Raw genomic sequence first — 25,280 nt, forward strand, 5'->3', positions numbered from 1 at the left:
GCAAAAAATAAACCGGTCACTTGCGGTTACCGTATCGACGACCGGCGAAGTACCGGCAAACCCTCCACGGACGGCGGCAACCCCGGCCGCGGAGTCAGGGACGGACGGCGGCTTCCCCGCTGTCGGCATGGCGCGCGCCCGCCCGCCGACGGAGTACCGCGAGCACCACGCCCACTGCTGTCACGAGTACGGCAGCCAATTCCGGCCACGGCCCCAGCGCGGTCGCCGCAGTGGTGGAAGTACGCAGCGGAACGTCGGCAACCAGCGCTTCCGGCACGAACAACGCACTTTCCTGCCGGACGCTTCCGTCGGCGGCGATGATCGCACTGACGCCCGAGGTCGCGGCGACGACCAGCGACCGCCCGTGCTCCACCGCCCGCACCCTGGACATCGCAAGTTGCTGGTAAGTCATTTCACTGTCACCGAAAGTCGCATTATTTGTCGGCACCGCCAACAATTGCGCACCCGACTGCAGCGAATCCCGGAACGCCCGGTCGAAAGCAACCTCGTAACAGGTTGCTATCCCGATTTCCGTACCTGAAGTCCGAATTGTTCCGTCACCGTGCCCCGGGACGAAGTACCCGGCCCGGTCCGCATAGTCGGAAAAAAGCCGGAAGAAGCCGCGCATCGGCAGGTATTCACCGAAAGGCTGCACGATTTTTTTATCGTGCCGCTCGCCCGGGCCACCCGCTGCGGTCCAGACCATTACCGAATTCGTCGTGGTGCGGTCATCGTTGACCAGCACCGCCCCCACCAGAATCGGCGCGGCGATACGCCGTGCGGCTTCGGAGATGAGCGCAGCCGCGTCCGGATTGCGCAACGGGTCGATATCGGACGAGTTCTCGGGCCAGACGACCACATCCGGAGCCGGGAACCGCCCGGCGGCCACCTCATCGGCGAGCTGTTCGGTCCGCCGGACGTGATTGTCGAGTACGGCTCGGCGCTGGGCGTTGAAGTCCAGGCCCAGGCGCGGCACGCTACCCTGGATGGCCGCCACCGTGAGGGTGCTGTCTCCCTCCATCGGAGCCGGCAGCGCCGCGCGCAGACCGAGCCCGGCCGCCGGGAGCAGCAGACAGGCCAGTGCGGCGGCGATCGGGGCCGCACGGCGCCCGCGCGCCACCGCTTCGGATGTTGCATTCGCCTCATGGTCACCGAGGAGTTCGTGACGAACCGCCAAGAGGACTGCCGCGGCGCACGTACCGCTGAGCGCGACAGTGAAACTCACCAGTGGCGCCCCGCCGAGCATCGCCAGCGGCAGAAACCATCCGTCCGCCTGACCGAACGCCAACCGGCCCCACGGGAAGCCGCCGAACGGGAAGCTCGATCTACCCCATTCCGCCGCAGTCCAGGCCAGCGCGATCCACAGCGGCCAGCCGGGCAGCCGGCCCAGCAACCGGGCCAGCAACCCGAACAAACCGCCATACACCGCACACGCGGTCGACAGCGCGATCCACGGCAGTGGGCCCACATAGATCCCCGTCCACGGCAACAACGGGAGAAAGAACCCGAGTCCGGCGAGGAAGCCGTAGCCGAAACCGGACCGCAGCCCGGTCCCGCTCCGCAGCACAAGGGTCAGCAGCGCGATCCCGACGGGTGCGAGAAACCACCACGGCCGCGGCGGGAAGCTGCCGAACAGCAGCAGCCCGGCCACCACCGCCGCAAGCGATCGCGTCGCCGCGGGATATCGCCCCAGCCGCTCGGACCACCGGTTCGCCGTCCTGACACCCTGTTCCACACCCCTATCCTCGCGTCCCCTCATCCCAGGGGCACGCCCGCCCTGCACCGATGTGCCCGAGCGCACCCGGCATGGGAGTTCACCCGCTTCGCGAACCGGGCTCCCCGGCGCGGCGAACTGCGACAGCCTCCCGCACCGAGCCCGGTACTCGTGCAGTCCGGCCCGGATCACCGCGGTGCAGTGCACCGGCCGGAAACCTGCGCACACCGAACCACCGGGCCGCCGCGGAGACACCACTGCCCGGTGCTCCGAGACTCCCGCGCCCGCAGACATCCAGAGTGGTACCCGGTATGTACAGACAAAGCCGATCGCGTGTTCGCCACCGACTGCGCAGGCAGAGGTTCCGGGCGGGCGTCGACGCCAGCGGCGGCCATCCCGAAGGTGCGCGGCCCCGGCCGGTACTGCTCGTCGCCGACCTTTGCCGTCGATAGGTCTCGCTGCGCGGACGTCCGGCACCTAGGAGAACACGGTCGATAGGTCGTCCGCACGCAATCCTGCAGACAGCCGGGCGGCGGCCGCGCTCTGTCAGGAGACGACGCCGACACCGCGCGAACTGATCCACGCAAGTCCACCGCACCCCGGCTCACCTGCTCCCGCAGGGACCAGATCAACGCGTTCACTTCCGGCCAGGGATTCCGACGCAGCGAGCATGCCCGACCGCGATATGACCGGTCTCGTGACCGATGAGGAACACGGGCCCATCCGGTTCGCGGGCAACGGCGCTGAGCCCGAGCAGGTCACCGCAGACCATCCCGGCGTCACGCAGCGAAAATTGTGGTGCCTCGGTGCACCGTGCGCACGCAGCGCGGTAGCTCGGCATCGGGGGTCAGCGGCGGCAGTCCCGGCACCCGGGAACGTGGATCGGTCGACCAGCGTTGCACCGAATCCGCGGGTGCGGCGACCACGAGTTCGTCGGCCTCCCACACCGCGTAGGAAGCAGGCGCACCGGGTACCAGCGTCCCGGCCACGCCGTCGCGGACTCCCCCGGCCCGCCAGGCTCCCCGGGTTGCCGCGGCGAAAGCGGCACGGGGCGAGAGGCCGTGTCCGGGAGTGCGGTGGTGCACGGCAGCCCGCACCGCCGCCCATGGTTCCAGCGCCGTGACCGGCGCATCCGAGCCGATGGCCAGCGAGACCCCGGCCGCGGCCATGGCCGCGAACGGGTTCAGCGCCGCGGCGCGAGTGGCGCCCAGGCGTTCGGCGTACATACCGTCGGCGCCGCCCCATTCGCGGTCGAACGCGGGTTGCACACCGGCGATGATCCCCCAGCGGGCGAGCGCCTCGATATGAGAACTGTCGAGCAGTTCGGCGTGTTCGACGCGGTGGCCGCACGCCGCGACCGTGGGACCACCGAGTTCAGCGGCCACCTGTCCGATACCCGCGACCACCGCGTCCATGGCCGCATCACCGATCGCGTGGAACCCGGCCTGCACACCGGCTTCGGTGCAGGCGCGCACATGGTCGGCGATCTGCCCGGCATCCAGGTAGGAGACGCCGGTTCCGGGCGCGTCCGAGTAGGGGTCACGCAGCCACGCGGTATGCGATCCCAGGGAACCGTCGACGAACAGGTCCCCGGCCAGTCCGTGCGCGCCGAGATCGTGCCGCAGTTCGCGCACCTCGTCGGCGGTCCGTACCGCCCTCCCCCAGTACGCCTGCACCTGCACGCCGTGCTCGAAGGCGAGCAGCTCGCGCAGATCGGTTTCTCCTTCTATATCGGGGCCGGCGCATTCGTGCACCGCGACCACCCCGCGCGCGGCCGCGATATCCAGCGCCGCCCGCCGCGCGGCGTCCCGCTGTTCCCGGGTGAGCAGAGCCCGCGCCGCCGCCCGCACCAGATGATGGGCGTCGGCCCGGACCGGTTCACCGGTCCGATAGCCCGCCGCGTGTACCAGACCCGGGACCTTGTCCAGCAGGGCCGAGGAGGCGATCGCCGAATGACCGTCGACCCGCGCCAGATATACCGGACGGCCGCGCGGTACGGCGGCATCGATCTCGGCCACGGTCGGCGGCCGGCCTTCCGGCCAGCGCGTTTCGTCCCAGCCGTCGGCCAGAATCACCCCGCCGGGCCGATCAGCGGCGAACTTCGCCACCAGCTCCAGACACTGCGCCAGGGAATTCGCTTCGGACAGGTCCAGCCCCGACCGTTGCAGACCGTAGGCGGTGGTGTGCAGATGCGGCTCGACGAACGCCGGAGTCACCAGCGCGCCGCCGAGGTCGATCACCTCGGCATCGGGATGCAGCGCCCGCCCCACATGATCGGCGCCCAGCCATACCACCATGCCGTCGGTCACCGCGAGCGCCGTGGCCTCGGGTGCGCTCGCACTGTAGATCCGACCTCCGACCAGCAACTGCGTACTCACAGTGGACCAGTGTGCCGCACCGGTCCGCGACCGTTGCGACCGGTCGCGCCCGCACTCGTGGCCCGCTTCCGAATTACTCTGCGTACATGTCCAACACGCTCGGTGCGGTCGGCACCGCCGACTATGTCCTGCTCACCACATTCCGCAAGGACGGCACCCCCGTCCCGACCCCGTTGTGGGCAGTCGCCGAAGAAGGCAAACTGTACGTCTGGACCGTCACCGATTCCTGGAAGGTCAAGCGCCTGCGCCGCAATCCCGAGATAACGGTTCAACCCTGCGACTACCGCGGCAACCCGCGCGGCGAAGTGATGCACGGTACCGGTCGCATCCTCGACGAATACGGCAGCGAGCACGTCCGCAAGCTGATCCGGCGCAAATACAAGCTGTCGGGACCGTTGATCGTCCTCGGCAGTATTCTGCGCCGCGGTAAGAAGGGCACGGTCGGCATCGAGCTCATCCTGTCGGCCACTACCGGCACCGGGTAACCCGCCCCGATCGCCGCCGGAGCCGCCCGGGGTGCCGCCGCGGTTCGCCGCGGAAGCGCTGGTCCACTTCTGGAGGTCGGCGTTCACCGTCCATCGGCGTCGAGCCAGGCGGCGAGATCGTCGGCGGCATCGAGTTCGCCGGCGAGTTCGGCTCGTTCGGATTCGGTCAGCGACAGTGCCGCGAGGTCGGCGCGTCGCGCGTCGGCCTTGGCCGGGTTCTCCAGCGCCACAGCCAGTTCGGCGAGCGCCGCGTACGCCCGGGCGAGGTCCTTGCGGCCGGCGTCGGCTCCGTGACGGCGCACCCCGGCCTCGAGTGCTCGTTCCGCGGCCTTGTCATCGTCCTTGAAATCCCGCAGAATCCGGGCGTTGTCGATGACCTTGGCCAGCCCGGAGAGCTCGGCCGAGCCGCCGTATTCGACCTCTTCCGGTTCTCCCGCCTGGATATAGGTGATCCAGTTACCGTCCGGATCGACCGTGCTGAACCGGGTCTGTCCCGGCCGGAACCGAGTGATCCGCCCGAACCCGTTGGTCGGCATCTTCCCGTACCGCTCCCGTAGCGCGGCGGTGAAATCGCGGTGCCGGCCCGCAATATCGTCGACCATGATCAGACATGCGGCTGTTTCGCTTGCCTGCCGTTCGTGCCCGGTGGCCGGTGCCCCGTAGTAGTGGATCTCGCAGTCGTGCGCGCGCAATGCCCCGTAGACGTAGGGCTTGTGCTGTTCGTGCGTGACCGTGTAGCCCAGCGTGCGCCAGAACTCCAGGGTGCGGGCCAGGTCGTGGGTGGACAGTACGGGGACCGCGGTATCGCCCATGAGGACCTCCAATAATCAATTTTGACTACCCGAAGGTATCGGCAGCAATTCGGGTCGTCAAATTTGACTACCGTACTGTTCCGGTGACGAAGGGAGTCCGATGTCGGCGGTACGGCTACTGGTTCTCGGGGTGACACGACGGCAACAGCCGACCCACGGTTACGCGGTCCGCCGCGAGCTGTTGTCCTGGCGCGCGGACACCTGGACCAATGTGCAGCCGGGCTCCATCTACCACGCCGTCAAACAACTCACCCAGGAAGGCAAGCTGCGCACCCTGGGCACCGAAGGCGGCAGCCGCGGCCCGGGCCGAACCCTGTTCGAGCTGACCCCCGATGGCGAAACGGAATTCTTCGAACGCCTCGATACCGCACTGACCAGCGTCGATATGGAAGAACTCGGCGCCGGAATCGCTTTCATGGACGCACTCCCCCGCGCGGAGGTGATCGCGAAACTCGAACAGCAGCGCATCCGCAGCCACGCCGTCCGCAACGATCTTCTCGCCATGATCGCCGACTACCCCGGACGCTACGAACCCCCGCACTTCACCGATCTACTCGAACTGTGGAGCGGGGTCTTCGACAACCTCACCGGCTGGACCTCGGGTGTCCTCGACCGGCTGGAGCGCGGCGAATACCGGCTGTCCGGCGACTGACGCCCACCACCGCTCATTCGCCCGGCGGAGAAATGGACCGGGCCCCGGGGATTACCAGGCCATCCCTGAGCCTGCCGCGGCAATCATCGAGTCCACGGATGCACCCCCGATCCGGTGGCCGAGACCGAACGAGGCGGAGGTAGCGTGGCGACGCCGAAACGCGGAACGATCAGTTGCGGGCGCCGGGCTCGGAACTGTCAGGGATGACCGCGCGCTTGTCCAGCGCGATCGCCGAGCGCGGGGGCTCGTCGGTGTACCACTCGTCCACCACGACACCATCGACGATATCGGCGTCCACAACCGTCACCGACTGCCGCGGCATGGTGGCGGCGATCGCGGCGACCCGGCGAGCGGCCAGTGCGGCGAGCAGCGGACGGAACAGCGCGCGGGTGGGCGGGAGCAGCATGAGCAGCCCCACCACCGAGGTGACCAGGCCGGGGACGAACATGAGGACACTGCCCAATGCCACCAAAGCACCGTCGGCGACCGCGGCACCCGGGGTGATCTCCGCACGGGAGGCGCGGCGGAACTGTTCACCCACGCGCCGCCACTGGGAGCCGAGCAGCAGCATGCCCGCGGCGGAGCTGGCGATGAGCAGCAGAATCGCCGGAACCGCGCCGAGCCAGGACACGGCAGCGGCGAAAACAGCGATCTCGACGACGAGATAGACGATGAAGCCGAGGGCAGGCAGGCGCGGGTCGGGCCCGGCGGCGGTAGCGGAGCGTGACCACGCAGGGCCCTCGGGCCTGCCGGATGGATACTGCATGGGCGAACCTTTCGGTCGGACTACCCGTACAACGCACGAGATGTCCGTTTTGCTCCCGGACCGGTCAACCGCCGGGCCGCACCAGCCCGGTTTCGTAGGCCAGCACCACCGCCTGGACGCGGTCACGCAGATCGAGTTTTGTCAGCACCCGGCCGACATGAGTTTTGACCGTGGCTTCGGACAGGAACAACCGGCCGGCGATTTCGGCGTTCGACCGGCCCGCGGCGATCTCCTCCAGCACCTCGCGCTCCCGCGCCGTGAGCACATCCAGGACCGAAGGATCGCGGGACGGCGCAGGCTGCTCGGCGATCAGGCGGTCGAGCAGACGTTTGGTGACCTTCGGCGAAACCACCGCATCCCCGGCGGCGACGCTGCGGATGGCGGAGATCAGATCCTCCGGCGGGGTGTCTTTGAGCAGGAACCCACTGGCCCCGGCACGCAGCGCACCCAACGCGTGCTCGTCGAGGTCGAAGGTCGTCATCACCAGCACCCGGGCGCCGTGGCCGGCCTCGAGAATCCGGCCGGTGGCGGTGACACCGTCGACCACCGGCATCCGGACATCCATCAGCACGATATCCGGTTTCAGTTCGGCGGCCTGACTGATGGCGGTGGCGCCGTTCTCGGCCTCACCGACCACTTCGAGATCGGGGTGGGCACCGAGCACCATCTTCAGACCGACACGCATCAGTTCCTGGTCGTCGACAACGAGCACGGTGATCGGCACGAACACCAATGTAGTGGCGGTGGCCGGTTATTCCGCATCCGGCGATGTCAGCGGGATCCGGGCGTGCACCCGCCACGCCCCCTCGGCGGTTCGGCCGGCCTCCAGGCTGCCGCCGAGTATCGCCATCCGTTCCCGCATCCCGGCCAAACCCAGCCCGCTGCCCTGGATCCGGGCCTGCGGGTGCACCGGTACGCCACCGGAGTCGGTGATCTCGATCTCGACGTCCCGGACGTGCCGGTGCACTCGTACCCATGCCTTCGGATGGGCACCGGCATGCCGGAGAGTGTTGGTCAGCGCCTCCTGCACGATGCGGTGTACGCCCAATCCGACCTCAGGAGCGATATCGTCCAGCTCACCCGAGAGTTCGAGCTCGACCGCCAGGCCGGCGTCGCGCATGAGCTGCGCCACTCTGGCCAGCCCTGCCGTGCCGTGCTGAGGCACTTGGTCGGGTGCGTGTTCGGTGCGCAGCAGTGCGACGGTGCGGCGCAGTTCGCGCAACGCGTCCCGCCCGGTACCGGCGATGGTGACCAGAGCCTGTTCGGTCGTGTCCGGCGCGGTGCGCAGCGCATAGCGGGCGCCGTCGGCCTGGACGATCATCACGCTCACCGCGTGCGCGACCACATCGTGCAGCTCGCGGGCGATCCGGGTGCGTTCGGCCGAGACCGCGTCGTGCGCCCGCCGCTCCCGTTCGGATTCGGCGACAGCGTGCCGGGCCGCCACTTCGGCGTCGTAGGCGCGCCGGGCGCCCGCGAATTCGGCCAGCACCCAGCAGAAAGCGAAGTAGATCACGACGAATGCCAGATCGCTGAGCTTGAATCCGGTCGCCGCCGCCATCCCGTAGGCGGTATCGGCCACCAGCGCCAGCGCGTACAAAAACCCTTCCAGCCGGCCGATATACGCCACCAGCGTGTAGAGCATGATCCCGTGCCCGAGCAGCGCGGCGTGCACTGTGGGATCACCGACGATGTAGCCGATGGTGCTGGTACAGAACGACAGCACCATGAAGGTCACCGCCATCGCCCGCGGATAGACCCGCCGCAAGGCGATCGGCAGCGGGAGCAGCACGGAGAACACCAGGAACGCGGCCGGGTTCGCGCTCTCGCGGGCGATCACCAGATCGAGGATCAGCAGTAACAGCGCGAGCATGGAATCGGCGACGACAGGTTTGTCTCGAAGCCACAAACTGAACCGGCGCACGAAACCAGCTTAGAGCCGGGCCGCCGGCCGGTAACCGCAGCAGTGTCCGGTAGCTACCGGCGACGTACCCGCAGTCGCGTCCGCACGTCCCCGGCTTCCGGATGACATGTGGCGGACCCGGCGAAACCGGAGTCCGAAGGGATGCGTTGCACAACCGTTCGGACAGCGGCACCGAGCGGAGCCGGTTCCCGTCGCGACCGGCCCGGCTGTATATCCTGACCTGTCGTGCGCTCATCGTCTCCGCTGGTCATTGTTCATTTTTCTGTCGATGCCCCGATCACCCGATGGAGCTGACCGACTGGGTGGTGCTGCTCTCCGCCGCCACGGCGGCCGGCTGGGTCGATGCGGTGGTGGGTGGCGGTGGGCTGATCGTGCTGCCGACGTTGCTGCTGGTATCGCCGGGCATTGCGCCGCAGACCGCGCTCGGCACCAACAAACTCGCCGCGGTCGCCGGTACCGCAACCGCGGCGGTCACCTTCGCCCGCAAGGTACCGCTGCAGTGGCGGTTGCTTGTCCCGGCCGCGGTACTGGCGGCGATCACCGCCGCGGCCGGCGCGGCAGCAGTCTCCTTGATCGACCGCGACCTGTTCATCCCGATCGTGCTGGTGGTGCTGGTGGGCGTGGCGATATTCGTCACCGCTCGGCCGTCGATCGGCATCACCCTCGCGACCCATCCGCCGTCACGCCGCAAAGCGGTGCTGGTGATCGCGCTGGCCGCCGGGCTGATCGGCGCCTACGACGGCCTGCTCGGTCCAGGCACGGGCACGTTCCTCATCATCACATTCGCGACCCTCCTGGGGACCGAATTCGTACGCGCCGCCGCGATGGCCAAGGTGATCAATTGCGGGTCGAATGTCGGTGCGCTGATCTTTTTCGGGTGCACCGGCCACATCCTGTGGGCGCTGGGTGCGGCCATGGCCGTGGCCAATATCGCGGGGGCGGTGGTCGGGTCACGGATGGCGCTGGCTCGGGGTGCGAAATTCGTTCGCGTGGTCCTGCTCGTGGTCGTCGTGGCGATGGTGATCCGGCTGGGCTGGCAGCAGTTCGCCTGAGCCGCTGCCGCCCCGGCCGGTCACCCGGATCACGCACCAGAGGGGACGGGCCGCTCCGAACGTCCCTCATGGGCGTGCGATCCCGCTGCGCCGGCGACCGCTCCCGTTACCCGTTTCGCGATCCGCGCCACCAGGGTGCGCGGCCGCCGCGGCATCAGGTGCGCGGCCGCGAAGTTCTGGCGGCCGGGAACGATATAACCCTTGTTGCGCGCGAGAGCCCGCAACGAGGCCTGCACGACTTCGGTCGTGGTGCCCATCGAGCCCGTTACGGCGGCGTCGCGAGTACCGACCACATCGAAGAACCCGGTTTCGGTGGGGCCGGGACACACCGCGAGTACCTTGATACCGCGCTCGCGGTATTCGCTCCACAACGCCAGGCTGAAGTTGAGCACGAACGCTTTGCCCGCGGCGTAGGTCGCGAAGTACGGCGCGGGCTGTAATGCCGCGGTGGAAGCGATATTGACCACTTCACCGTATCCGCGCGCCACCATCCCCGGGATCAGCCGATGGGTAAGCCCCTCCAGGGAAACAACATTGATCATCAACTGGCTGTGGTCTATCTCGGCGGCAATATCTTCGTACCGGCCGGCGCTGCCGAAGCCGGCGTTGTTGACGAGCACGTCGATCGAAATACCTCGTGCGGCCAGTGCGGTCACGACCCGTTCGGCGGCCCGGGGTTCGGTCAGGTCCTGGACCACCACCTCGACCGCGACGCCATAACCGGCGCGCAGTTCGGCAGCCAGCGATTCCAGGCGATCCGCCGAGCGCGCAACCAGGACGAGATCGTCGCCCCGGGCAGCGAGCGCAGTGGCGAACTCGGCGCCGATCCCCGAGGAGGCACCGGTGACGAGCGCGGTTCTGGTCGAGCGATTGATATCGAACTCTTCGGATTCCATGCACGAAACAGTAGCAGTTTCTCCATAAACCGCAACATATAAGTTGCAGTTACCTCTGAAGTCGCTTCGTTCGAGTAAGCTATCGAGGAAGTCCACCCGAGAGGAGCCCATGCACCCGCCCACCGGAGCTCGACCACTTCGCGCCGATGCCGAACGCACCGTGCGCACCATCCTCGACGCCGCCGAACGTGTCCTCGGCCAGAATCCGAACGCGACATTGGAACAGATCGCCGAGGCCGCAGGAGTCGCGCGCACCACCGTGCACCGCCGATTCGCCAATCGAGACGATCTCGTCCGGACCATGGCGATCGAGGCGTGGCAACGGATGGACGCCGCCGTCGACGCCGCCCGCCCGTACACCGCACCACCGCTGGTGGCGCTGCACCAGGCCACCGCCAACGTCGTCGCGATCAAACACGGCGCCGCGTACGCCTTGGACCGGGTGGGTCCCGCAGATGATGAGGTCGCCGAAATCCAAGCCGCGGTGTTCGGCAAATGCGATGCCGTTCTCCGCCGTGCGCAAGCCGAGGGGGTCGTCCCGGCCGAAGCGGACCTCGACTGGGTCCGGCGTGTCTACTTGGCACTCATCACCGAAACCGTCCACGGCGAAACCGACGCCGATCCACCAGCCGATCCGGACACTCTCGCCCGCCGAGTGATCGATACGCTGCTGCACGGGACCGCCGGTCGTCCCCGGGATCGCTGACCCGGTGGCGAACCTTCCGATCGGCCGGAGCCGCCGCCCCCAGCCCCGCCGGTCATCCGAGCCCCCGGCTGCACTGCACCGCGGTGACCATATGATTCGCCGGCTTCGGCGGGTCGTCCGTGGTGGCCCCCAAGTCGATCGAGAACGGGAACCGGCGCCGTGCTCCGGCGGTCACGGTGGTGTTCTGGGCTCGGTGCGAATCCTTTCGCGGGCTAGCACGCTCATATAGGTTATGAGACTGCGACCGAAACAAAGCAGCGCGATAGGCAATGCCCCGCCCGCTCCACACTCACCGGCCGCCGCACCGGGCCCTCGAGGAGGTGAGTGGAGTGGGCCGTGACTGGGCCGGTGAACAGCTCGTCCTGGCGGCCCAGCGCGGTGATCCGGAAGCGATCTCGGCGGTCGTGCAGGGGGCCCACCCGCATGTGCGGCGCTTCGCCCAGCATTTGTGCGCGTCGTCCGCCGATGCCGAAGACGCCGCGCAAGAGGCCCTGATCACGCTGTATCGCAAGATCGGGACCCTGAATGCCACCGCGGCTCTCGCGTCGTGGATGTTCCGTATCGTCCGCAACGAATGCCTGCGTCGTGCCCGATACCTGCTCGATCGCGGGCCGCTGACCGCCGACTTCGCCCCGGAGATCGTTGCCTCGGCGGAGGACGAGGTCTTGCACCGCCTCGACGCCGACCAGCTCACACAGGCGATCAGTGCGTTACCCGATCTCCAGCGCCGAGTCCTGATCATGCGCGATGTGCTCGGCTACCCCGGGCGTGCGACAGCCGATGCCCTCGGCCTGAGCACCACGGCGATGAAATCGCAATTGCACCGGGCACGCACCGCTATCCGCCACAACCTCGACCGTAACCCGTGAATCGAAGGGAACCCCCCATGCTCACATCCGGATCCCCCGCACCCGACCTCGTACTCGAGGACACCACGGGGCAGCCCTGGCGGTTGTCCCACCACCGCGGTGTACACAACGTTCTGCTGTATTTCATGCGGTCGACGTCGTGCCCGATCTGCAACCGGCACGTTCGCGATCTCATTGCCCGGCGAGACGAATTCGACGCCGACAACGTTCATATCGCCATCGTGGTACCCGAGGACCGCGATGCGGGGCAGGCATGGAAGACCAGGCGCGGGATCCCGTTCCCTGTCCTGTCCGGCGCCGCGACACCGTCGTACGAGACGGTCGGGCTCGCCCGCAAAATCTTCGGTTCGATGCAGCAGTCCGGCACCCTCCTCGTCGACCGCGACGGCATCGTGCGGCACGCCCATGGCGCCACCCTGCCCCTCAACAGTTACGACAAGAAGGGACTCGCGACTGCCGTCGAATCCCTACGCAGCCACACGCTCAGGTGACACCCGCCGGATCGAGCGCCCGGCGCAGGATCCGAGCAGTCGCCGGAAATATTCCGCGGTTGGTAAGTTGGTCGGGGTGAACATGGCGACGTCCACCGAACCCGGCGGGCACTCTTGCGGGCACGATATCGATCCCGAATTCGCGGATCTACCGCTGCGGAGTCTGACCGATGCGGCGCTGTCCGCGGCCCGCGCGGCCGGCGCCGAACACGCGGATCTGCGGGTGCACCGGCTGTGCACGCAGTCGATCAGGTTACGTGACGGCCGCGTGGAGGCGTTGACCGATACCGTGGAACTGGGTTTCGCGGTACGGGTCATCGTGGACGGCACCTGGGGTTTCGCCTCGCATGCGGTGCTGAATCCGGAAACCGCCGCGCAAGTCGCGCGTTCGGCGGTGGCGGTCGCGACGAGTCTGCGGGCGCTGAACCGGGAGCGGGTCACGCTGGCGGACGAACCCCGTTACGACAACGCGCGCTGGGTCTCCGCCTACGGGATCGATCCCTTCACGATCCCGTCCGCTGACAAAGTGGCGCTGCTGCAGCACTATTCGGGCCGGCTGTCGGCCGCGGACGGGGTCGATCACGTCACCGCGGCCCTGTTGCAAGTCAAGGAACAGACCTACTACGCCGATACGGCAGGCTCGGCGATCATCCAGCAGCGGGTGCGCCTGCAACCCGAACTGGAGGCGATCACGGTCGATACCGCCTCCGGCGGGTTCGAGACCATGCGGACGCTGGCACCGCCGGTCGGACGCGGCTGGGAATACGTCACCGGTGCGGACGGTGTGTGGGACTGGGATACGGAACTGAGCCGGATCCCGGAGTGGCTGACCGAGAAGGTGCAGGCACCGAGCGTGGTGCCGGGCCCGACCGATCTGGTCATCGACCCCACCAACCTGTGGCTGACCATCCACGAATCCATCGGGCACGCCACCGAATACGACCGGGCCATCGGCTACGAATCCGCCTACGCCGGCACCTCGTTCGCCACCCCCGATCTACTCGGCACACTCCGATACGGAACGCCGGTCATGCACGTCACCGCCGACCGGGTGCAGCGGCACGGCCTGGCGACCGTCGGCTACGACGACGACGGGGTGGCCGGCCAGCGCTGGGACCTGATCCGCGACGGCGTCCTGGTGGGCTACCAGCTCGATCGGGTGTTCGCGCCCCGCCTCGGCCTGGACCGGTCCAACGGCTGTTCGTACGCCGATTCCCCACACCATGTGCCGATCCAGCGGATGGCGAATGTCTCCCTGCAGCCGGACCCGCAGCGCGACACCAGCACCCGGGAACTGATCTCGCGGGTCACCGACGGTATCTACATCGTGGGCGATAAGAGCTGGTCGATCGATATGCAGCGCTACAACTTCCAATTCACCGGCCAGCGGTTCTTCCGGATTCGCAACGGCGAACTGGACGGCCAGCTGCGTGATGTGGCCTATCAGGCCACCACCACCGATTTCTGGGGTTCGATGGAGGCGGTCGGCGGCCCGTCGACCTGGCAGTTGGGTGGCGCGTTCAACTGCGGTAAGGCGCAACCGGGGCAAGTGGCAGCCGTCAGTCACGGCTGTCCGTCGGTCCTGGTACGCGGTGTGAACGTGCTCAATACGCGGACGGAGGCAGGGCAGTGACGGCACTGACCGGCGCGGGGGTACTGCCCGCGAATGCGGTGGTCGAGCGGGCCCTCGGGTTGTCCCGGGCCGACGAGGCGATAGTGATCGTCACCGACGAAGCCGAGGCGTCGCTGCGCTGGGCCGGTAATTCCATGACCACCAACGGCGCTTCGGTGGCGCGGCGCTGGTCGGTGATCTCGGTGCTGCGTGCCGGCCCGCGGTCGGCGCGGGTCGGCAGCGTGGCCTCCACCAGCGTGGACCCCACCGATATCGAGGCCGTGGTGCGGGCCAGCGAGGCGGCCGCAGCGGCCGCCGAACCCGCCCGCGATGCGATGCCGCTGCTCGGTGCGGCGGATACGGCGCCGGATTGGGAGCATCCCGCCGCCGGCACCGGTATCGAAGTGTTCTCCGGTCTGGCCGCCGACCTGTCCACCGGATTCGACGGCACCGACCGCCTCTACGGTTTCGCGCACCACCAGGTGCACACCACCTGGCTCGGCACCTCCACCGGTATCCGCCGCCGCTACACCCAGCCCACCGGGTCGGTGGAAATCAACGGCAAACGTGGAAACGGTACGGAGCCGGCCAGCGCTTGGGTGGGCACCGGAACCACGGATTTTCGCGATGTGGACACCTCCGGCCTGCTCAGCGAACTGTCCCGGCGGCTCGACTGGTCGGCGCGGCGGGTGGAACTGCCGGCCGGTCGCTACGAAACCCTGCTGCCGCCGTCGGCCGTCGCCGATCTGCTGATCTATATGTATTGGTCGATGGAGGGCCGCGGGGCGCATGAGGGCCATACGGCGTTCGCCGCCCCCGGCGGTACGCGAATCGGCGAGAAACTCACCGATATCCCGCTGACTCTCACCTCCGACCCCGCCGCGCCCGGCCTGGAATGCCTCCCGTTCGTGGCCACCCAGGCGTCCTCGGAAACGGTTTCGGTCTTCGACAACGGGATGGCCGCCCCGCGGGCCGACTGGCTCCGCGACGGGGCGATCGCGGATCTGGTGTATCCACGCGCCACCGCCGCCGACTACGCCACCTCCCCCAGCGTCCCGGTGCAGAATCTGCTGTTGACCGGCGGTTCGGCAGCGAGTCTCGACGAGATGATCGCCCGCACCGAACGCGGTCTGCTGCTCACCACGCTCTGGTACATCCGCGAGGTAGACCCCACCACACTGCTGCTCACCGGACTCACCCGGGACGGGGTGTATCTGGTGGAGAACGGCGAGGTCACCGCGGCGGTCAACAATTTCCGTTTCAACGAGAGCCCCCTGGACCTGCTGCGCCGGGCCACCGAGGCCGGCGCGACCGAGCAGACGCTGCCCCGCGAATGGAAGGACTGGTTCACCCGGACGGCCATGCCACCGCTGCGGATCCCGGATTTCCACATGTCCTCGGTGAGCCGGGCCACCTGAGTTCCCCGGGCGCAGCCACCGACCCCGATCACGACCGTTACGTAGCAGCGGCATCGTCACCGAGTATGAGATCGGGTGGTGGAAGCCGAGGTCGGCGGATCGCCGATGGTTCACACGATTACACCGGATCCGGCTCGGCGCGCGTCGACGTGCGCTCAACGGCAGCGCTGTACAACTTCGGTTGGCCCCGAGCCGGCGTGAACGCTCGCCGTTCGGGCCGCTCGGGGCCACATGAGCGCATGGTTCCCGGCACGGCGGGGGATCGACTCCGCGATGATTGCCGCCGGCGGCCATCGAAGGTTCGGCGGACGCTCGCCGGGTAGGCGGTACGGTGCAAAAGTCCGTCCGGGTGCCCGAACGCCCGACATCGGTGCTCGTCGGCGTCCTGCAGGTCCTGGCTGCGCACCTGTGGCCGCTGTGCCGCTCACCCCGCGGTGGTGAGCACCCGCGGACCGTCCGGAGTGATCGCGATGGTGTGTTCGGAATGCGCGGTGCGTGACCCGTCGGCCGAGCGGATGGTCCAGCCGTCCGGGTCGGTGACGATCCGGTCGGTGGTTTTCGCGAACCACGGTTCGATCGCGATGGTCAGCCCGGGTTTCAGCGGGAATCCGCGTCCCGGTCGCCCGGCGTTGGATACGTGCGGGTCCTCATGCATGGTGCGGCCGAGTCCGTGACCACCGAATTCGGTGTTCACCGGGTAGCCGTGGGACCGCGCCACCGCGGAGATCGCCGCCGAGATATCGCCCATCCGGTTCCCCGGTTGCGCTGCCGCTATCGCCGCCGCGAGGGCCTCCTCGGTGGCTCGGATCAACCGCTGGTCCTCGGGATCGGGTGTGCCGACGATCACGGTGGTGGCGGCGTCGGCGACCCAGCCGTCGATACTCACCGCGAGGTCCATGGTCAGCACATCGCCGTCACGCAGTGCGTAGTCGAACGGCAGTCCGTGCAGCACGGCGTCGTTGACCGACAGGCATACCGTATTACGGAACGGCCCCCGCCCGAACGACGGCGCGTAATCCCAGTAGCACGATTGCGCGCCGCGCTCCCGGATCCTTTCCCGCACAATCTTTTCCAGCTCGAGCAGATTCACCCCCACCGCGGCCGCGGCGCGCAGTTCGGCCAGGGTCTGCGCCACGAACGCCCCGGTGACGCGCATCCGCTCGATCTCCTCGGGCGTTTTCAGTTCCACCATCACAACCTCCATCAGTCTCCGGTATTTCAATACCGTTTCTTGCGGTACTTTAATACCACTCTTAAACTGATGACCATGGTCCGCCTCCCCCTGACCCCCGCCCAGATCGAAGCCGGCCGCCGCCTCGGCGTCCGGATCCGGGCCGCCCGCGCCGACCGGGACCTCGGCGAGGTCGCCCGCACGGCCGGCATCTCACCGGAAACCCTGCGCAAAATCGAAACCGGCCGGCTGCCCTCGCCCAGTTTCGGCACGGTGGTCTCGCTGAGCCGCGCACTCGACCTCCCCCTCGAAGAGCTCGCCGGAATCTGGACCGCGGACAAACTCGCCGAATCCGCCTGACCGCGAACCCCGCGCCGGCGGGAATCACCCGAGCGGTCTGGATGTCCCCGCACGCACGCGGGAGCCACTCGGGCCGCGGCCGATCGAGCCGCCGACACAGGACACTGTCGGCCGGCTGCCCGGCCGAGCGACCAAAGTGACGGCCGGGCCGGCGATGGAACAGCCACTCGGGCTATAGGCCGCGACCAGAGAGATCACCCAGTTCCGTCGCGCGGGAACTGTCGCCCCAACGTGCGCCTCGATCAATGTCAGCGGCGAGGTGATCACTCCCGGCGTACAACTCGTCCAGCTCGCGGCTGCTTCCTCCGCTGTAACGGAGCCGTGTTCCCGTTCCAGCCGATCGACGAGTTCGCCGAGCAGGTTTGCGCCGACGCCGCTCCACAACAACAGCGGCGCCGGACCTGCTTACAGCGTCCCGCCCGCGTCGACCATCTGGGTGGTCCCGGTGACATAGCGGGCGGCGTCGGAGACGAGGTGCAGGACCGTATCGGTGATGTCCTGCGGCTCGGCCGCCACGACCGGGAGGCTGTTGAGGGTGCGGGCCGCCTCGTCGAAATCGGCACGGGTCGGGTTCTCCAGGTCCGGCCGGAACAACCGGTAGGTCGCATCGTTGAGGACCATGGGCGTGGCCACCGTCGACGGGTGCACCGTGTTCACCCGGATGTTCTGCGGGGCAAGTTCTTTGGCCAGCACCTTCATCAACATCACCAGCCCGGCCTTGGAAGCCGCATAGTGCGCGATGTTCTCGTTGGCACGGACCGCCGCCAGCGAACTCGTGATCACGACCGAACCGCCGCGTCCACCGTCGATCACGTGCGGGACCGCGGCCTTCAGCGTTTTCCACACGCCGGTGAGGTTGATATCGATCATGTCCTGCCAGACCTCTTCGCTCATTTCGAGCGTCGGTGCGGGGCTGGAGATTCCGGCGTTGGCGACCACGATATCGAGCCGCTCGAAGAGCTTTACGCCCTCGGATACCGCGGCGGCCTGGGCCGCGTAATCGCGGACATCGGCATTACGGGCGATGATCCGGCGGCCGGTGGCCTCGACCAGGCGGACCGTCTCGGCGAGATCGTCGGCATCGGCGAGCGGGTAGGGAACACTGTCGACTTTCGCGGTGGTGTCGATGGCGATGATATCGGCGCCTTCACGCGCGAAACCTATTGCGTGACTGCGCCCCTGCCCGCGCCCGGCACCGGTGATGAAGGCGACTTTGCCGTCCAGTTTGCCCATGAGCTACTCCCGATTCGCGATAGATGACCCGACGCTCGGCACACCAGCGAGAATATGACACCAACTGACATAAGTCGACAGTGTCATCGGTCGTGGGAAGACGTTGGCCCGTACCGGTATCCGGCCGTGCCCTATGATTTCGAAACCCCGCAGCGTCGCGGTACCGGCCTAGTTTCGCCAGGGCCGACGTCTCGTTTTCCATGTTGTTGTCCCTAGACCTGCCTGGAGAAGCCATGACCGACCTGTCGACTGCCGGGCGTGCTCACACCGCCCCCGGACGAGGCATCGAAGAGCGCGTCCCGTTGTACACCGCCGAATTCGCCGCCCACCCACATCGCGCATACCGCGAAATGCGCGAACGTTACGGCTCTCTGGTGCCGGTCGAGCTGGCTCCCGGGGTTCCCGCAACCCTGGTGATCGGATATCGCAGCGCATTGCGGATCCTCAACGACCCCGACCGTTTCCCCGCCGACCCCCGCACCTGGGAGAAAACCGTCGCCGGTGACTGCCCTGTGCTGCCGGTCCTGCAGTGGCGGCCGAACGCCCCGCGTAGCGCGGGCACCGAACACATCCGCTATCGCCGGGCGACCACAGCAGCCCTCGACGGAGTCGACCTGCATGCCGCACGCCACACCGTGGAGCAGTTCGCGGTTCCGCTGATCAACAAATTCTGTTCGACAGGAGCGGCCGATCTGGTCCGCGAGTACGCGTTCCCACTCGCCTTCGAGGTCATCAACGCCATGCTCGGCTGCCCGCCGGAGATCAGCGAGCGCGCCGCCGCCGCGACCGCCGCCATCTTCGACGGCATCGACGCCGAAGCCGGCAACCGGAGATTCGGCGAAGCCGTCGCCGATCTCGTGGCGTTCAAACGCAGCACCCCCGGCGACGACATCACCACCCGGCTACTGAACGACCCCGCCGACTTCGACGACGCAGAAATGCTGCACCAGGTGCTGTCGCTCTACGGCGTCGGGATGGGGCCGATGCAGAGCCTGATCATCAACGCGTTGAGTCTCATGCTGACCGACGACCGTTTCGCCGACGAAATGCTCGGCGGCGCCGTCTCGACCCGAGACGCCCTCGACGAGGTGTTGTTCGACGATCCGCCGCTGCCGAACGCCAGTGTCACCTACCCCCGTCAGCCGATCCTCGTCGGCAACACCTGGCTGCCGGCCGATCAACCCGTGGTGATCAGCCTCGCCGGCTGCAACAACGATCCGGAGATCCGCGACGGCAACCACGCCGGCAACCGCGCCCATCTGGCCTGGGGCGCCGGCCCGCATGTCTGCCCCGCCCAGCACACGGCGTATGTGGTCGGGCAGGAGGCGATCGATCAACTGCTCGATGCCCTTCCCGAACTCCGGCTGGCGATACCCACCGCGGAACTGACCTGGCGGCCCGGTCCGCTGCACCGCACGCTCGCCGCGCTACCCGTCACCTTCCCACCCGCGCCCCCCTTGCACATTCCCTGAATTCTCACACGACGGTGAGCACATCGTCGAGGGTCACCAGGGACAGATTGCGTTCGCGGATGATATCCACCAACTGCCCGTAGCAGCGCGTAACCGGCGCATGGTTGGCGTGCCCGATGACGATCGTCTGTGGATTGAAGTATTTGCGCGCGCATTCGACCAGATACTGCTCGGTGATGAGCCCGGAATCCGACAGGGACCCGTACCACATCACCGGCACTCGGTACCCGAGATCGGCGGCGATCCGGTCCACCGCCGCATTGTGCCGGCCGAACGGGGGCCGGTAGTAGGGGCTGCCGTCCACACCGAAGGTGTTGCGCAAGAACAGTTTGCATTGCGACAGTTCATCTGCTACCGAAGATTCGGACAGCACCGTCAGATCAGCGTGGTCCCAGGTGTGGTTTGCCAGCTGGATCTGCCCGGACTCCACCAGCGGGCGGAGTTCGTCGCGATGTTCGGACCAGGACCGGTAGTAGGCCGTGACGAAAAAGGTGAATCGGGCCCCGGTATCTTTCGCGAACTGTATGTAGGCACCGACGACCTCCGCGCTCGCCCCATCGTCCACAGTGAGCGCCATGCAGCTCCCCGGCCCCGGCAGCGCCGTGATGGTGGCGGGCGGAACGGCAGTCTTCGGACCGCCGGGCGGGGGCGGCAGCAACGCCGGACGAACCGGCACCTGCCCGGCCGCCTCCGGGACTTGCGCGGCAGCGGGATCTCCCTGCGCCGCAGTGCATCCGGTCAGCGCAACCGCTGTCCCCGCAGCCAGCATCGACAATATCGAACGCCTGTCCATCGCCACCCCGATCACATCGCATCGCGCTACCGAGAAGACCTACCGACATGCTGTATGTGCTCGGCACTCTACCGGTGCGGGATACGCGCCCCGGGGATCGCCACGCGTACGGTGGCGACGGGCGGTGGATTCGCGGAGGCAATGATTCACGAACTCGTATCGGCCGGTTACCGGTGGCGTTTCGAGGTCGTGGACTTCGTTTTCTTGCTCTTGCCCTTACCGTCGCTGTCCGGTTCCCATTCGTAACCGGGCGTGCCCTTTTCGCAGTAGGAGTCGGCGACCTTGGTATCGGTGGCGTCGAATTCACACCAGCGGTCGCTGCTGCATGCGGCCGACCCCAGGCCGGCGGCGAGGGTGATGACCGCGGTGCAGGTGACGGTGCGCAGACGGGTGCCGGAAAACATGGTCTATCTCCTGTGGGGGTAGCTGGTTTTTCGAAGAGACCGGCGGGCAGCGGATCAGGCCGACAACCGGAGGCGAGCGAGTACGGCCCGATGGTCCGAGCCGGGGATGGTGAGGGTTTCTATGTGGTCGGTGCTTCCGCCTGCCACCAGAATATGATCGATCCCGATCACCGGCCCCCAGGATCGGTCGTTCGGATAGGTGAGCATCCGGCCCGCCCCCGCCTGCTCCGCCGCGGCCGCGAATCGGCCGCCCACCAGCCTGCGGAAGGCGGCGTGATCGCTGGTGGCGTTGAAATCGGCGCCGACGATCGCCGGGCCGTCGGTGGTCTCCAGAAGAGTGGCGGCGGCGGACAACTCCTTCAGCCACACCCGGTGGTCGATATTCGGCGGCAGCGGATGGAAAGCGAAAACCGTGACCGGGCCGAGCGCGGGGTGGGTAAGCGTGGCCGACAGGTTGGCCATCACGAACTCCTCGTGACGGGCGGTATCCGACAGTGGGAAGCGGCTGTAGATACCGGTTCCGCCGCCCCCGAGGCCGGGATCCAGATAGTGGTATGGGAGCAGCGCGTCGATACCGGATGCCGTCAGCCGGGTTACGGAATCGGGGGTGAGTTCGTCGACGGTGAGGATGTCGACCCGCTGTTCGCGGACAGCCGCAACGACCGCACCGGTATCGGCACCGCCGAACAACAGATTCGTCTGCAGGACTGTCAGTTCGGTACCCGTGGCGGCGTTGCCGTCCGGCACGTACAGCGGGAGCTGGGTCCACAGCACACCGGCCAGCGCGATTCCGGCCGCCACGGCACTGCGCCAGCCCCGGGCGAACAGGAACAACAGCAGTGCCGCCAATGCCCCGAGCATGAGGTAGGTTGCCCCGGAGGCGAGCAGGATGAGTTCCCGCCGCTGCCAGCCACCCAGGTAGAGCGTGATGCCGGCCAGCGCGGCGAGCAGCGCACACCACCCCATGCCGAGCAGTATCCGGCGCATCACCCCGTTCGTCATACCCGTCAACCTATCCGTTGCGGTTGCGAAAACCTTTCCGCGGCCTTGTCACCCGTCTCACTGCGCAGCCAGACCCCGCAGAACGAGATCCACATGGTGGGCGAGGGCGTTCCTGTCGGCATCGGGGATCAACTGGGCGATGCGAATGAGTCCGAGTAGCTGATAGGCGATATCCGCCGCGGTGATATCGGGTGCAAGGGTGTGGTCGGTGCGCGCACGGTGGACGGCCTCGCGGCCGATGTCGGTGAGGTGTGCGAGGCAGCGTTCCAGGTCGGCGTTCGACGGGGGTCCCGCGGCCAACAGGTCGACCATCGCCTGATTCTGCAGGAGCTGCGTGGTTGTCGCGGTGAAGAGTACGCGCAGGCCTGCCAGAGCGGACATACTGTCCGGAAGGCCGGCTTCGGCGAGTTGGGCCAGATCCGTTCCGGTAACGGCCTGCACGAGGCTCTCACGGGTTGGAAAGTGACGGTAGAGGGTGCCGATACCGACGCCGGCGGCGGCGGCTATGGCGCGCATATCCACCGATATCCCGGTGTCCCGCAACTCGTTACGCGCGGCGGTGAGAATTCGTTCGCGGTTGGCGGTGGCATCCCGCCGTTGTTTCCGGTCCACTGCCACCGGCCCATCATAGCGAACCGGAACATCCGTTCCGCTCGTAGTAGGCTGATCCGGAACTAATGTTCCGGAAAGGGTTGGGTATGCGAACGATCGTGATCACCGGCGGCACGGACGGTATGGGTGCCGCACTCGCCCGGCACTACCTCGCCGTGGGCGACCGTGTCGTCGTGATCGGCCGCGATCAGGCCAAGTTCGAGGCACTGCGCGCCACGGCCGCATCACCCGCGAACCAGGGCGCGACCGGCTCGACGACCTTCGATTCCGGTGCGGCGCGCGCGGAGTTCGTCGCGGCCGACCTGTCGTCGATCGCCGACAGCCGCCGGGTGGTCGAGCAGTTGCGGCGGGAACACGAAAGCATCGACGCGCTGGTACTCGCGGCATCGTTCATCCGGCGGCACCGGCATTTGACCGCCGAGGGACACGAGGCATCGTGGGTCCTATTCTTCGTGTCGAAATACCTGCTCGTCACCGGACTCGCCGACCGCCTCCGCGCGGCCGGACGGCCGATCGTGGTGAATACCGCAGTCCCCGGGACACGTGCCGATGCCATCGACTTCGACGATCCGGGGATGAGCCGGGGATTCTCCTTCGCCCGCGCCAACGCACAGCAGCGCCGGGCCAATGAACTTCTGGGTCTGCTCGCCACCGCGGAAGACCCGCGCCTCGCCTATGTGACCTGGGGACCCAAGGGACTGGTGAGAACCGGTTTCACCGGCGAGGTGGGGCCGGGTATGAAGATGGCCGCCGCGGTATTGGGCGCCATCGCGGGTAAACACCCGGATGTCGCGGTCCGCCCGATCATCGACCTGATCGACGCGCCCACACCGGGCCGGGCCGCCTACCGCGGCGCGAAGCCCGCACCGCTCGTCGGAGGCGAGCACGATCGCGAGGATATCGCGCGGCTCGCGGAGATGATCGACCGCGACTTTCGGTGAGACCGGGCAACTCGGCAACCTCGCGATCGGACGCGCTCAGTTTCCCACGGCGACGGGTTCCGATCGGTCGGCCGGGACCGGACGGGCGCGTAGCAGAACCAGGCCCAGTAGCGCGGCCGCGAGACTGAATCCGGCGCTCACCCACGCGCCCACCGAGACCGCACCGCTGAACGCCGTTTTCGCGACGTCGGCATACCCGAGTTCGAAAGCCGCGCCGATGGACTCGCGGGCCGGCGCCGGTGCGCCGTCGGGCATTCGGTCGGTGAAGACGCCGGCCAGCACGCTGCCGAGGATCGCGATACCGAGCGCCATCCCCACCTGTTGCAGCGTGTCGTTGAGCGCCGACCCCACACCCGCGTGCCGTAGCGGAATGGTGTTCATGATGGCGGTATAGGCGGCCGGACCGGCCAGGCCGCCACCGACTCCCATGACCAGCATGCTCACCAGTACCCATAGATATCCGTCACCGACGGCGAGGACCGTGAACGCCACCGCCATCACGGACAAACCGGAGACGATGAGGGTTTTGTTCGGCAGATTCTTGCCCAGGGTGGCGCCGATACCGTTGAACACCGCTCCGGCGAGGGCGTAGGGCAGCAGCGCCAGACCGGCCTTCATCGGCCCGTAGCCGAGAACGAACTGCAGATACTGGGTGAGCATCAGCATCACCGCACCCATCCCGAACACCATCAGCAGCACCGTGGCACAGGTGCCGGTGAAATCCCGGTTGGCGAACAAGCCGAGCGGCAGCATCGGATGCTCCTGCCGCCGCTCCCACAGCACGAACGCGACCGCCGAGACGACGGCGAACAGCAGGACGGGGATATTCCACTCCCGCTCGATGATCAGGTAGACGGTGGAGCCCAGCGCCACCACCGACAGCAGCACGCCCACCAGGTCGATCGGGCGTTGTTCGCCGGTGGTTTCCGGCATGAGTACGAGGGCGGCCACGATCGCCAGCGCGGCCACCGGAATGTTCAGCAGGAAAACCGAACCCCACCAGTAGTGCTCGAGCAGTAGCCCGCCGAGGACGGGTCCGGCGACGATGCCGAGGATCGACACGGTGGACCAGGCGGCCAGGGCCATCCGGCGTTCGGTTTCGTCGAAGGTGGTCATCAGGATGGACAGCGTCGAGGGCATCAGCAGTGCGCCGCCGATTCCCATCACCGCGCGGGCCGCGACCACCTGCCACGGTTCGGCTGCCAGGACCGCCGCCAGCGAGCCCACCGCCAGGACAACCAACCCGAGGATCAGCATCCGCCGCCGCCCGAACCGGTCCGAAAGGCTTCCGGCGATGAGCAGTAGGCCGGCGAAGACCAGGACGTAGGAGTCGAGGATCCACTGGATATCGGCGGGGGTCGCGTCGAGTTCACGGATCAGCGAGGGGATGGCGATATTGAGCACGGTGCTGTCGATCATCAGCACCAGCAGGGATAGGCACAGCGCCGCGAGGATCAGCCACCGGCGCGGATCTCGTACAGTGTTCGATTCCACTCGAACACTGTACGATCAAATCGAAC

25 protein-coding genes are annotated in these 25,280 nt (G+C 67.6%); 11 read left to right on the top strand and 14 right to left on the bottom strand.

The features are described from left to right. Positions 1-94: 94 nt before the first annotated feature. Positions 95-1,759: an apolipoprotein N-acyltransferase gene (lnt, locus tag IU448_RS04960; RefSeq protein ID WP_195054270.1), complete on the bottom strand. Its 1,665-nt coding sequence runs from the start codon at positions 1,757-1,759 to the stop codon at positions 95-97. A gap of 734 nt (positions 1,760-2,493) precedes the next feature. Beyond that, a complete protein-coding gene (locus tag IU448_RS04965) occupies positions 2,494-4,092 on the bottom strand; it encodes an amidohydrolase (protein ID WP_195054271.1) in 1,599 nt (532 codons plus the stop codon). Between the two features lie 86 nt (positions 4,093-4,178). On the opposite strand from IU448_RS04965, the gene IU448_RS04970 reads away from it, so the two are divergent. Then, a complete protein-coding gene (locus IU448_RS04970) occupies positions 4,179-4,577 on the top strand; it encodes a PPOX class F420-dependent oxidoreductase (protein WP_195054272.1) in 399 nt (132 codons plus the stop codon). An 83-nt stretch (positions 4,578-4,660) separates the two neighbouring features. On the opposite strand, the gene IU448_RS04975 is transcribed toward IU448_RS04970, so the two are convergent. After that, a complete protein-coding gene (locus IU448_RS04975) occupies positions 4,661-5,389 on the bottom strand; it encodes a glyoxalase (RefSeq protein ID WP_195054273.1) in 729 nt (242 codons plus the stop codon). A 100-nt stretch (positions 5,390-5,489) separates the two neighbouring features. Here IU448_RS04975 and IU448_RS04980 point away from each other — a divergent pair, with 100 nt between their 5' ends. Further along, a complete protein-coding gene (locus IU448_RS04980; RefSeq protein ID WP_195054274.1) occupies positions 5,490-6,041 on the top strand; it encodes a PadR family transcriptional regulator in 552 nt (183 codons plus the stop codon). 169 nt (positions 6,042-6,210) lie between these two features. Here the strand turns inward: IU448_RS04980 and IU448_RS04985 are convergent, their stop codons facing one another. From IU448_RS04985 to IU448_RS04995, 3 genes are all read right to left on the bottom strand, one after another. Next, a complete protein-coding gene (locus IU448_RS04985) occupies positions 6,211-6,732 on the bottom strand; it encodes an FxsA family protein (protein ID WP_195055033.1) in 522 nt (173 codons plus the stop codon). Positions 6,733-6,871: 139 nt separating this feature from the next. Further along, a complete protein-coding gene (locus IU448_RS04990) occupies positions 6,872-7,531 on the bottom strand; it encodes a response regulator (RefSeq protein WP_195054275.1) in 660 nt (219 codons plus the stop codon). A gap of 27 nt (positions 7,532-7,558) precedes the next feature. Continuing rightward, the gene (locus IU448_RS04995; RefSeq protein WP_195054276.1) at positions 7,559-8,728 is read right to left on the bottom strand and encodes a sensor histidine kinase; all 1,170 of its coding nucleotides are present in this window, start codon (positions 8,726-8,728) and stop codon (positions 7,559-7,561) included. Positions 8,729-9,012: 284 nt separating this feature from the next. On the opposite strand from IU448_RS04995, the gene IU448_RS05000 reads away from it, so the two are divergent. After that, the gene (locus IU448_RS05000; RefSeq protein ID WP_195054277.1) at positions 9,013-9,780 is read left to right on the top strand and encodes a TSUP family transporter; all 768 of its coding nucleotides are present in this window, start codon (positions 9,013-9,015) and stop codon (positions 9,778-9,780) included. 29 nt (positions 9,781-9,809) lie between these two features. Here IU448_RS05000 and IU448_RS05005 read toward each other — a convergent pair whose 3' ends face one another. Then, positions 9,810-10,676 (bottom strand): SDR family NAD(P)-dependent oxidoreductase, encoded by an 867-nt coding sequence (locus IU448_RS05005; protein ID WP_195054278.1) that lies wholly within the window; start codon positions 10,674-10,676, stop codon positions 9,810-9,812. 109 nt (positions 10,677-10,785) lie between these two features. Between IU448_RS05005 and IU448_RS05010 the strand changes: the two genes are divergently transcribed. The 5 genes from IU448_RS05010 to IU448_RS05030 all read left to right on the top strand — a co-directional run bounded on the left by IU448_RS05010 (position 10,786) and on the right by IU448_RS05030 (position 15,772). Continuing rightward, the gene (locus tag IU448_RS05010) at positions 10,786-11,382 is read left to right on the top strand and encodes a TetR/AcrR family transcriptional regulator (protein WP_195054279.1); all 597 of its coding nucleotides are present in this window, start codon (positions 10,786-10,788) and stop codon (positions 11,380-11,382) included. A 329-nt stretch (positions 11,383-11,711) separates the two neighbouring features. After that, on the top strand, positions 11,712-12,251 hold the full coding sequence (locus IU448_RS05015) for an RNA polymerase sigma factor (RefSeq protein ID WP_324188509.1): 540 nt from the start codon (positions 11,712-11,714) through the stop codon (positions 12,249-12,251). A gap of 17 nt (positions 12,252-12,268) precedes the next feature. Beyond that, on the top strand, positions 12,269-12,742 hold the full coding sequence (locus tag IU448_RS05020) for a peroxiredoxin family protein (protein ID WP_195054281.1): 474 nt from the start codon (positions 12,269-12,271) through the stop codon (positions 12,740-12,742). A gap of 82 nt (positions 12,743-12,824) precedes the next feature. Further along, positions 12,825-14,375, top strand: coding sequence for a TldD/PmbA family protein (locus IU448_RS05025; protein WP_195055034.1), 1,551 nt, complete (start codon positions 12,825-12,827; stop codon positions 14,373-14,375). Positions 14,376-14,380: 5 nt separating this feature from the next. Continuing rightward, positions 14,381-15,772, top strand: coding sequence for a metallopeptidase TldD-related protein (locus tag IU448_RS05030; RefSeq protein ID WP_195055035.1), 1,392 nt, complete (start codon positions 14,381-14,383; stop codon positions 15,770-15,772). 424 nt (positions 15,773-16,196) lie between these two features. On the opposite strand, the gene map is transcribed toward IU448_RS05030, so the two are convergent. Next, a complete protein-coding gene (gene map, locus IU448_RS05035; protein ID WP_195054282.1) occupies positions 16,197-16,964 on the bottom strand; it encodes a type I methionyl aminopeptidase in 768 nt (255 codons plus the stop codon). A gap of 75 nt (positions 16,965-17,039) precedes the next feature. Here map and IU448_RS05040 point away from each other — a divergent pair, with 75 nt between their 5' ends. Further along, positions 17,040-17,303 carry a helix-turn-helix transcriptional regulator gene (locus tag IU448_RS05040; protein WP_195055036.1) on the top strand — a complete coding sequence of 88 codons (264 nt, stop codon included), beginning with the start codon at positions 17,040-17,042 and terminating at the stop codon, positions 17,301-17,303. A gap of 405 nt (positions 17,304-17,708) precedes the next feature. Here IU448_RS05040 and IU448_RS05045 read toward each other — a convergent pair whose 3' ends face one another. Continuing rightward, positions 17,709-18,536: a mycofactocin-coupled SDR family oxidoreductase gene (locus IU448_RS05045; RefSeq protein ID WP_195054283.1), complete on the bottom strand. Its 828-nt coding sequence runs from the start codon at positions 18,534-18,536 to the stop codon at positions 17,709-17,711. Between the two features lie 233 nt (positions 18,537-18,769). Here IU448_RS05045 and IU448_RS05050 point away from each other — a divergent pair, with 233 nt between their 5' ends. Next, positions 18,770-20,008: a cytochrome P450 gene (locus IU448_RS05050; RefSeq protein WP_195054284.1), complete on the top strand. Its 1,239-nt coding sequence runs from the start codon at positions 18,770-18,772 to the stop codon at positions 20,006-20,008. 4 nt (positions 20,009-20,012) lie between these two features. On the opposite strand, the gene IU448_RS05055 is transcribed toward IU448_RS05050, so the two are convergent. From IU448_RS05055 to IU448_RS05070, 4 genes are all read right to left on the bottom strand, one after another. Continuing rightward, positions 20,013-20,801, bottom strand: coding sequence for a polysaccharide deacetylase family protein (locus tag IU448_RS05055; RefSeq protein ID WP_195055037.1), 789 nt, complete (start codon positions 20,799-20,801; stop codon positions 20,013-20,015). A 167-nt stretch (positions 20,802-20,968) separates the two neighbouring features. After that, positions 20,969-21,205, bottom strand: a complete 237-nt coding sequence (locus IU448_RS05060; RefSeq protein WP_195054285.1) for a hypothetical protein — start codon at positions 21,203-21,205, stop codon at positions 20,969-20,971. Between the two features lie 54 nt (positions 21,206-21,259). Further along, positions 21,260-22,207 carry an endonuclease/exonuclease/phosphatase family protein gene (locus IU448_RS05065; RefSeq protein WP_195054286.1) on the bottom strand — a complete coding sequence of 316 codons (948 nt, stop codon included), beginning with the start codon at positions 22,205-22,207 and terminating at the stop codon, positions 21,260-21,262. A 57-nt stretch (positions 22,208-22,264) separates the two neighbouring features. Continuing rightward, positions 22,265-22,825, bottom strand: a complete 561-nt coding sequence (locus IU448_RS05070; RefSeq protein WP_280458269.1) for a TetR/AcrR family transcriptional regulator — start codon at positions 22,823-22,825, stop codon at positions 22,265-22,267. 80 nt (positions 22,826-22,905) lie between these two features. Here IU448_RS05070 and IU448_RS05075 point away from each other — a divergent pair, with 80 nt between their 5' ends. Next, positions 22,906-23,760 (top strand): SDR family NAD(P)-dependent oxidoreductase, encoded by an 855-nt coding sequence (locus tag IU448_RS05075; protein ID WP_195054287.1) that lies wholly within the window; start codon positions 22,906-22,908, stop codon positions 23,758-23,760. 36 nt (positions 23,761-23,796) lie between these two features. Here the strand turns inward: IU448_RS05075 and IU448_RS05080 are convergent, their stop codons facing one another. Then, entirely contained in the window at positions 23,797-25,254 is a 1,458-nt protein-coding gene (locus IU448_RS05080; RefSeq protein ID WP_324188510.1) for an MFS transporter, read from the bottom strand. Between the last annotated feature and the right edge of the window lie 26 nt (positions 25,255-25,280).

This window comes from Nocardia flavorosea (assembly GCF_015477805.1).
Taxonomy (GTDB): Bacteria; Actinomycetota; Actinomycetes; order Mycobacteriales; family Mycobacteriaceae; genus Nocardia; species Nocardia flavorosea_A.

What these genes read in the sequence shown, in the direction of transcription:
- lnt (WP_195054270.1), bottom strand. Translation starts at nt 1,759, where the DNA reads ATGAGGGGACGCGAGGATAGGGGTGTGGAACAGGGTGTCAGGACGGCG.
- IU448_RS04970 (WP_195054272.1), top strand. Translation starts at nt 4,179, where the DNA reads ATGTCCAACACGCTCGGTGCGGTCGGCACCGCCGACTATGTCCTGCTC.
- IU448_RS04975 (WP_195054273.1), bottom strand. Translation starts at nt 5,389, where the DNA reads ATGGGCGATACCGCGGTCCCCGTACTGTCCACCCACGACCTGGCCCGC.
- IU448_RS04980 (WP_195054274.1), top strand. Translation starts at nt 5,490, where the DNA reads ATGTCGGCGGTACGGCTACTGGTTCTCGGGGTGACACGACGGCAACAG.
- IU448_RS05000 (WP_195054277.1), top strand. Translation starts at nt 9,013, where the DNA reads ATGGAGCTGACCGACTGGGTGGTGCTGCTCTCCGCCGCCACGGCGGCC.
- IU448_RS05005 (WP_195054278.1), bottom strand. Translation starts at nt 10,676, where the DNA reads ATGGAATCCGAAGAGTTCGATATCAATCGCTCGACCAGAACCGCGCTC.
- IU448_RS05010 (WP_195054279.1), top strand. Translation starts at nt 10,786, where the DNA reads ATGCACCCGCCCACCGGAGCTCGACCACTTCGCGCCGATGCCGAACGC.
- IU448_RS05020 (WP_195054281.1), top strand. Translation starts at nt 12,269, where the DNA reads ATGCTCACATCCGGATCCCCCGCACCCGACCTCGTACTCGAGGACACC.
- IU448_RS05025 (WP_195055034.1), top strand. Translation starts at nt 12,825, where the DNA reads ATGGCGACGTCCACCGAACCCGGCGGGCACTCTTGCGGGCACGATATC.
- map (WP_195054282.1), bottom strand. Translation starts at nt 16,964, where the DNA reads ATGGTGGAACTGAAAACGCCCGAGGAGATCGAGCGGATGCGCGTCACC.
- IU448_RS05040 (WP_195055036.1), top strand. Translation starts at nt 17,040, where the DNA reads ATGGTCCGCCTCCCCCTGACCCCCGCCCAGATCGAAGCCGGCCGCCGC.
- IU448_RS05045 (WP_195054283.1), bottom strand. Translation starts at nt 18,536, where the DNA reads ATGGGCAAACTGGACGGCAAAGTCGCCTTCATCACCGGTGCCGGGCGC.
- IU448_RS05050 (WP_195054284.1), top strand. Translation starts at nt 18,770, where the DNA reads ATGACCGACCTGTCGACTGCCGGGCGTGCTCACACCGCCCCCGGACGA.
- IU448_RS05055 (WP_195055037.1), bottom strand. Translation starts at nt 20,801, where the DNA reads ATGGACAGGCGTTCGATATTGTCGATGCTGGCTGCGGGGACAGCGGTT.
- IU448_RS05060 (WP_195054285.1), bottom strand. Translation starts at nt 21,205, where the DNA reads ATGTTTTCCGGCACCCGTCTGCGCACCGTCACCTGCACCGCGGTCATC.
- IU448_RS05065 (WP_195054286.1), bottom strand. Translation starts at nt 22,207, where the DNA reads ATGACGAACGGGGTGATGCGCCGGATACTGCTCGGCATGGGGTGGTGT.
- IU448_RS05075 (WP_195054287.1), top strand. Translation starts at nt 22,906, where the DNA reads ATGCGAACGATCGTGATCACCGGCGGCACGGACGGTATGGGTGCCGCA.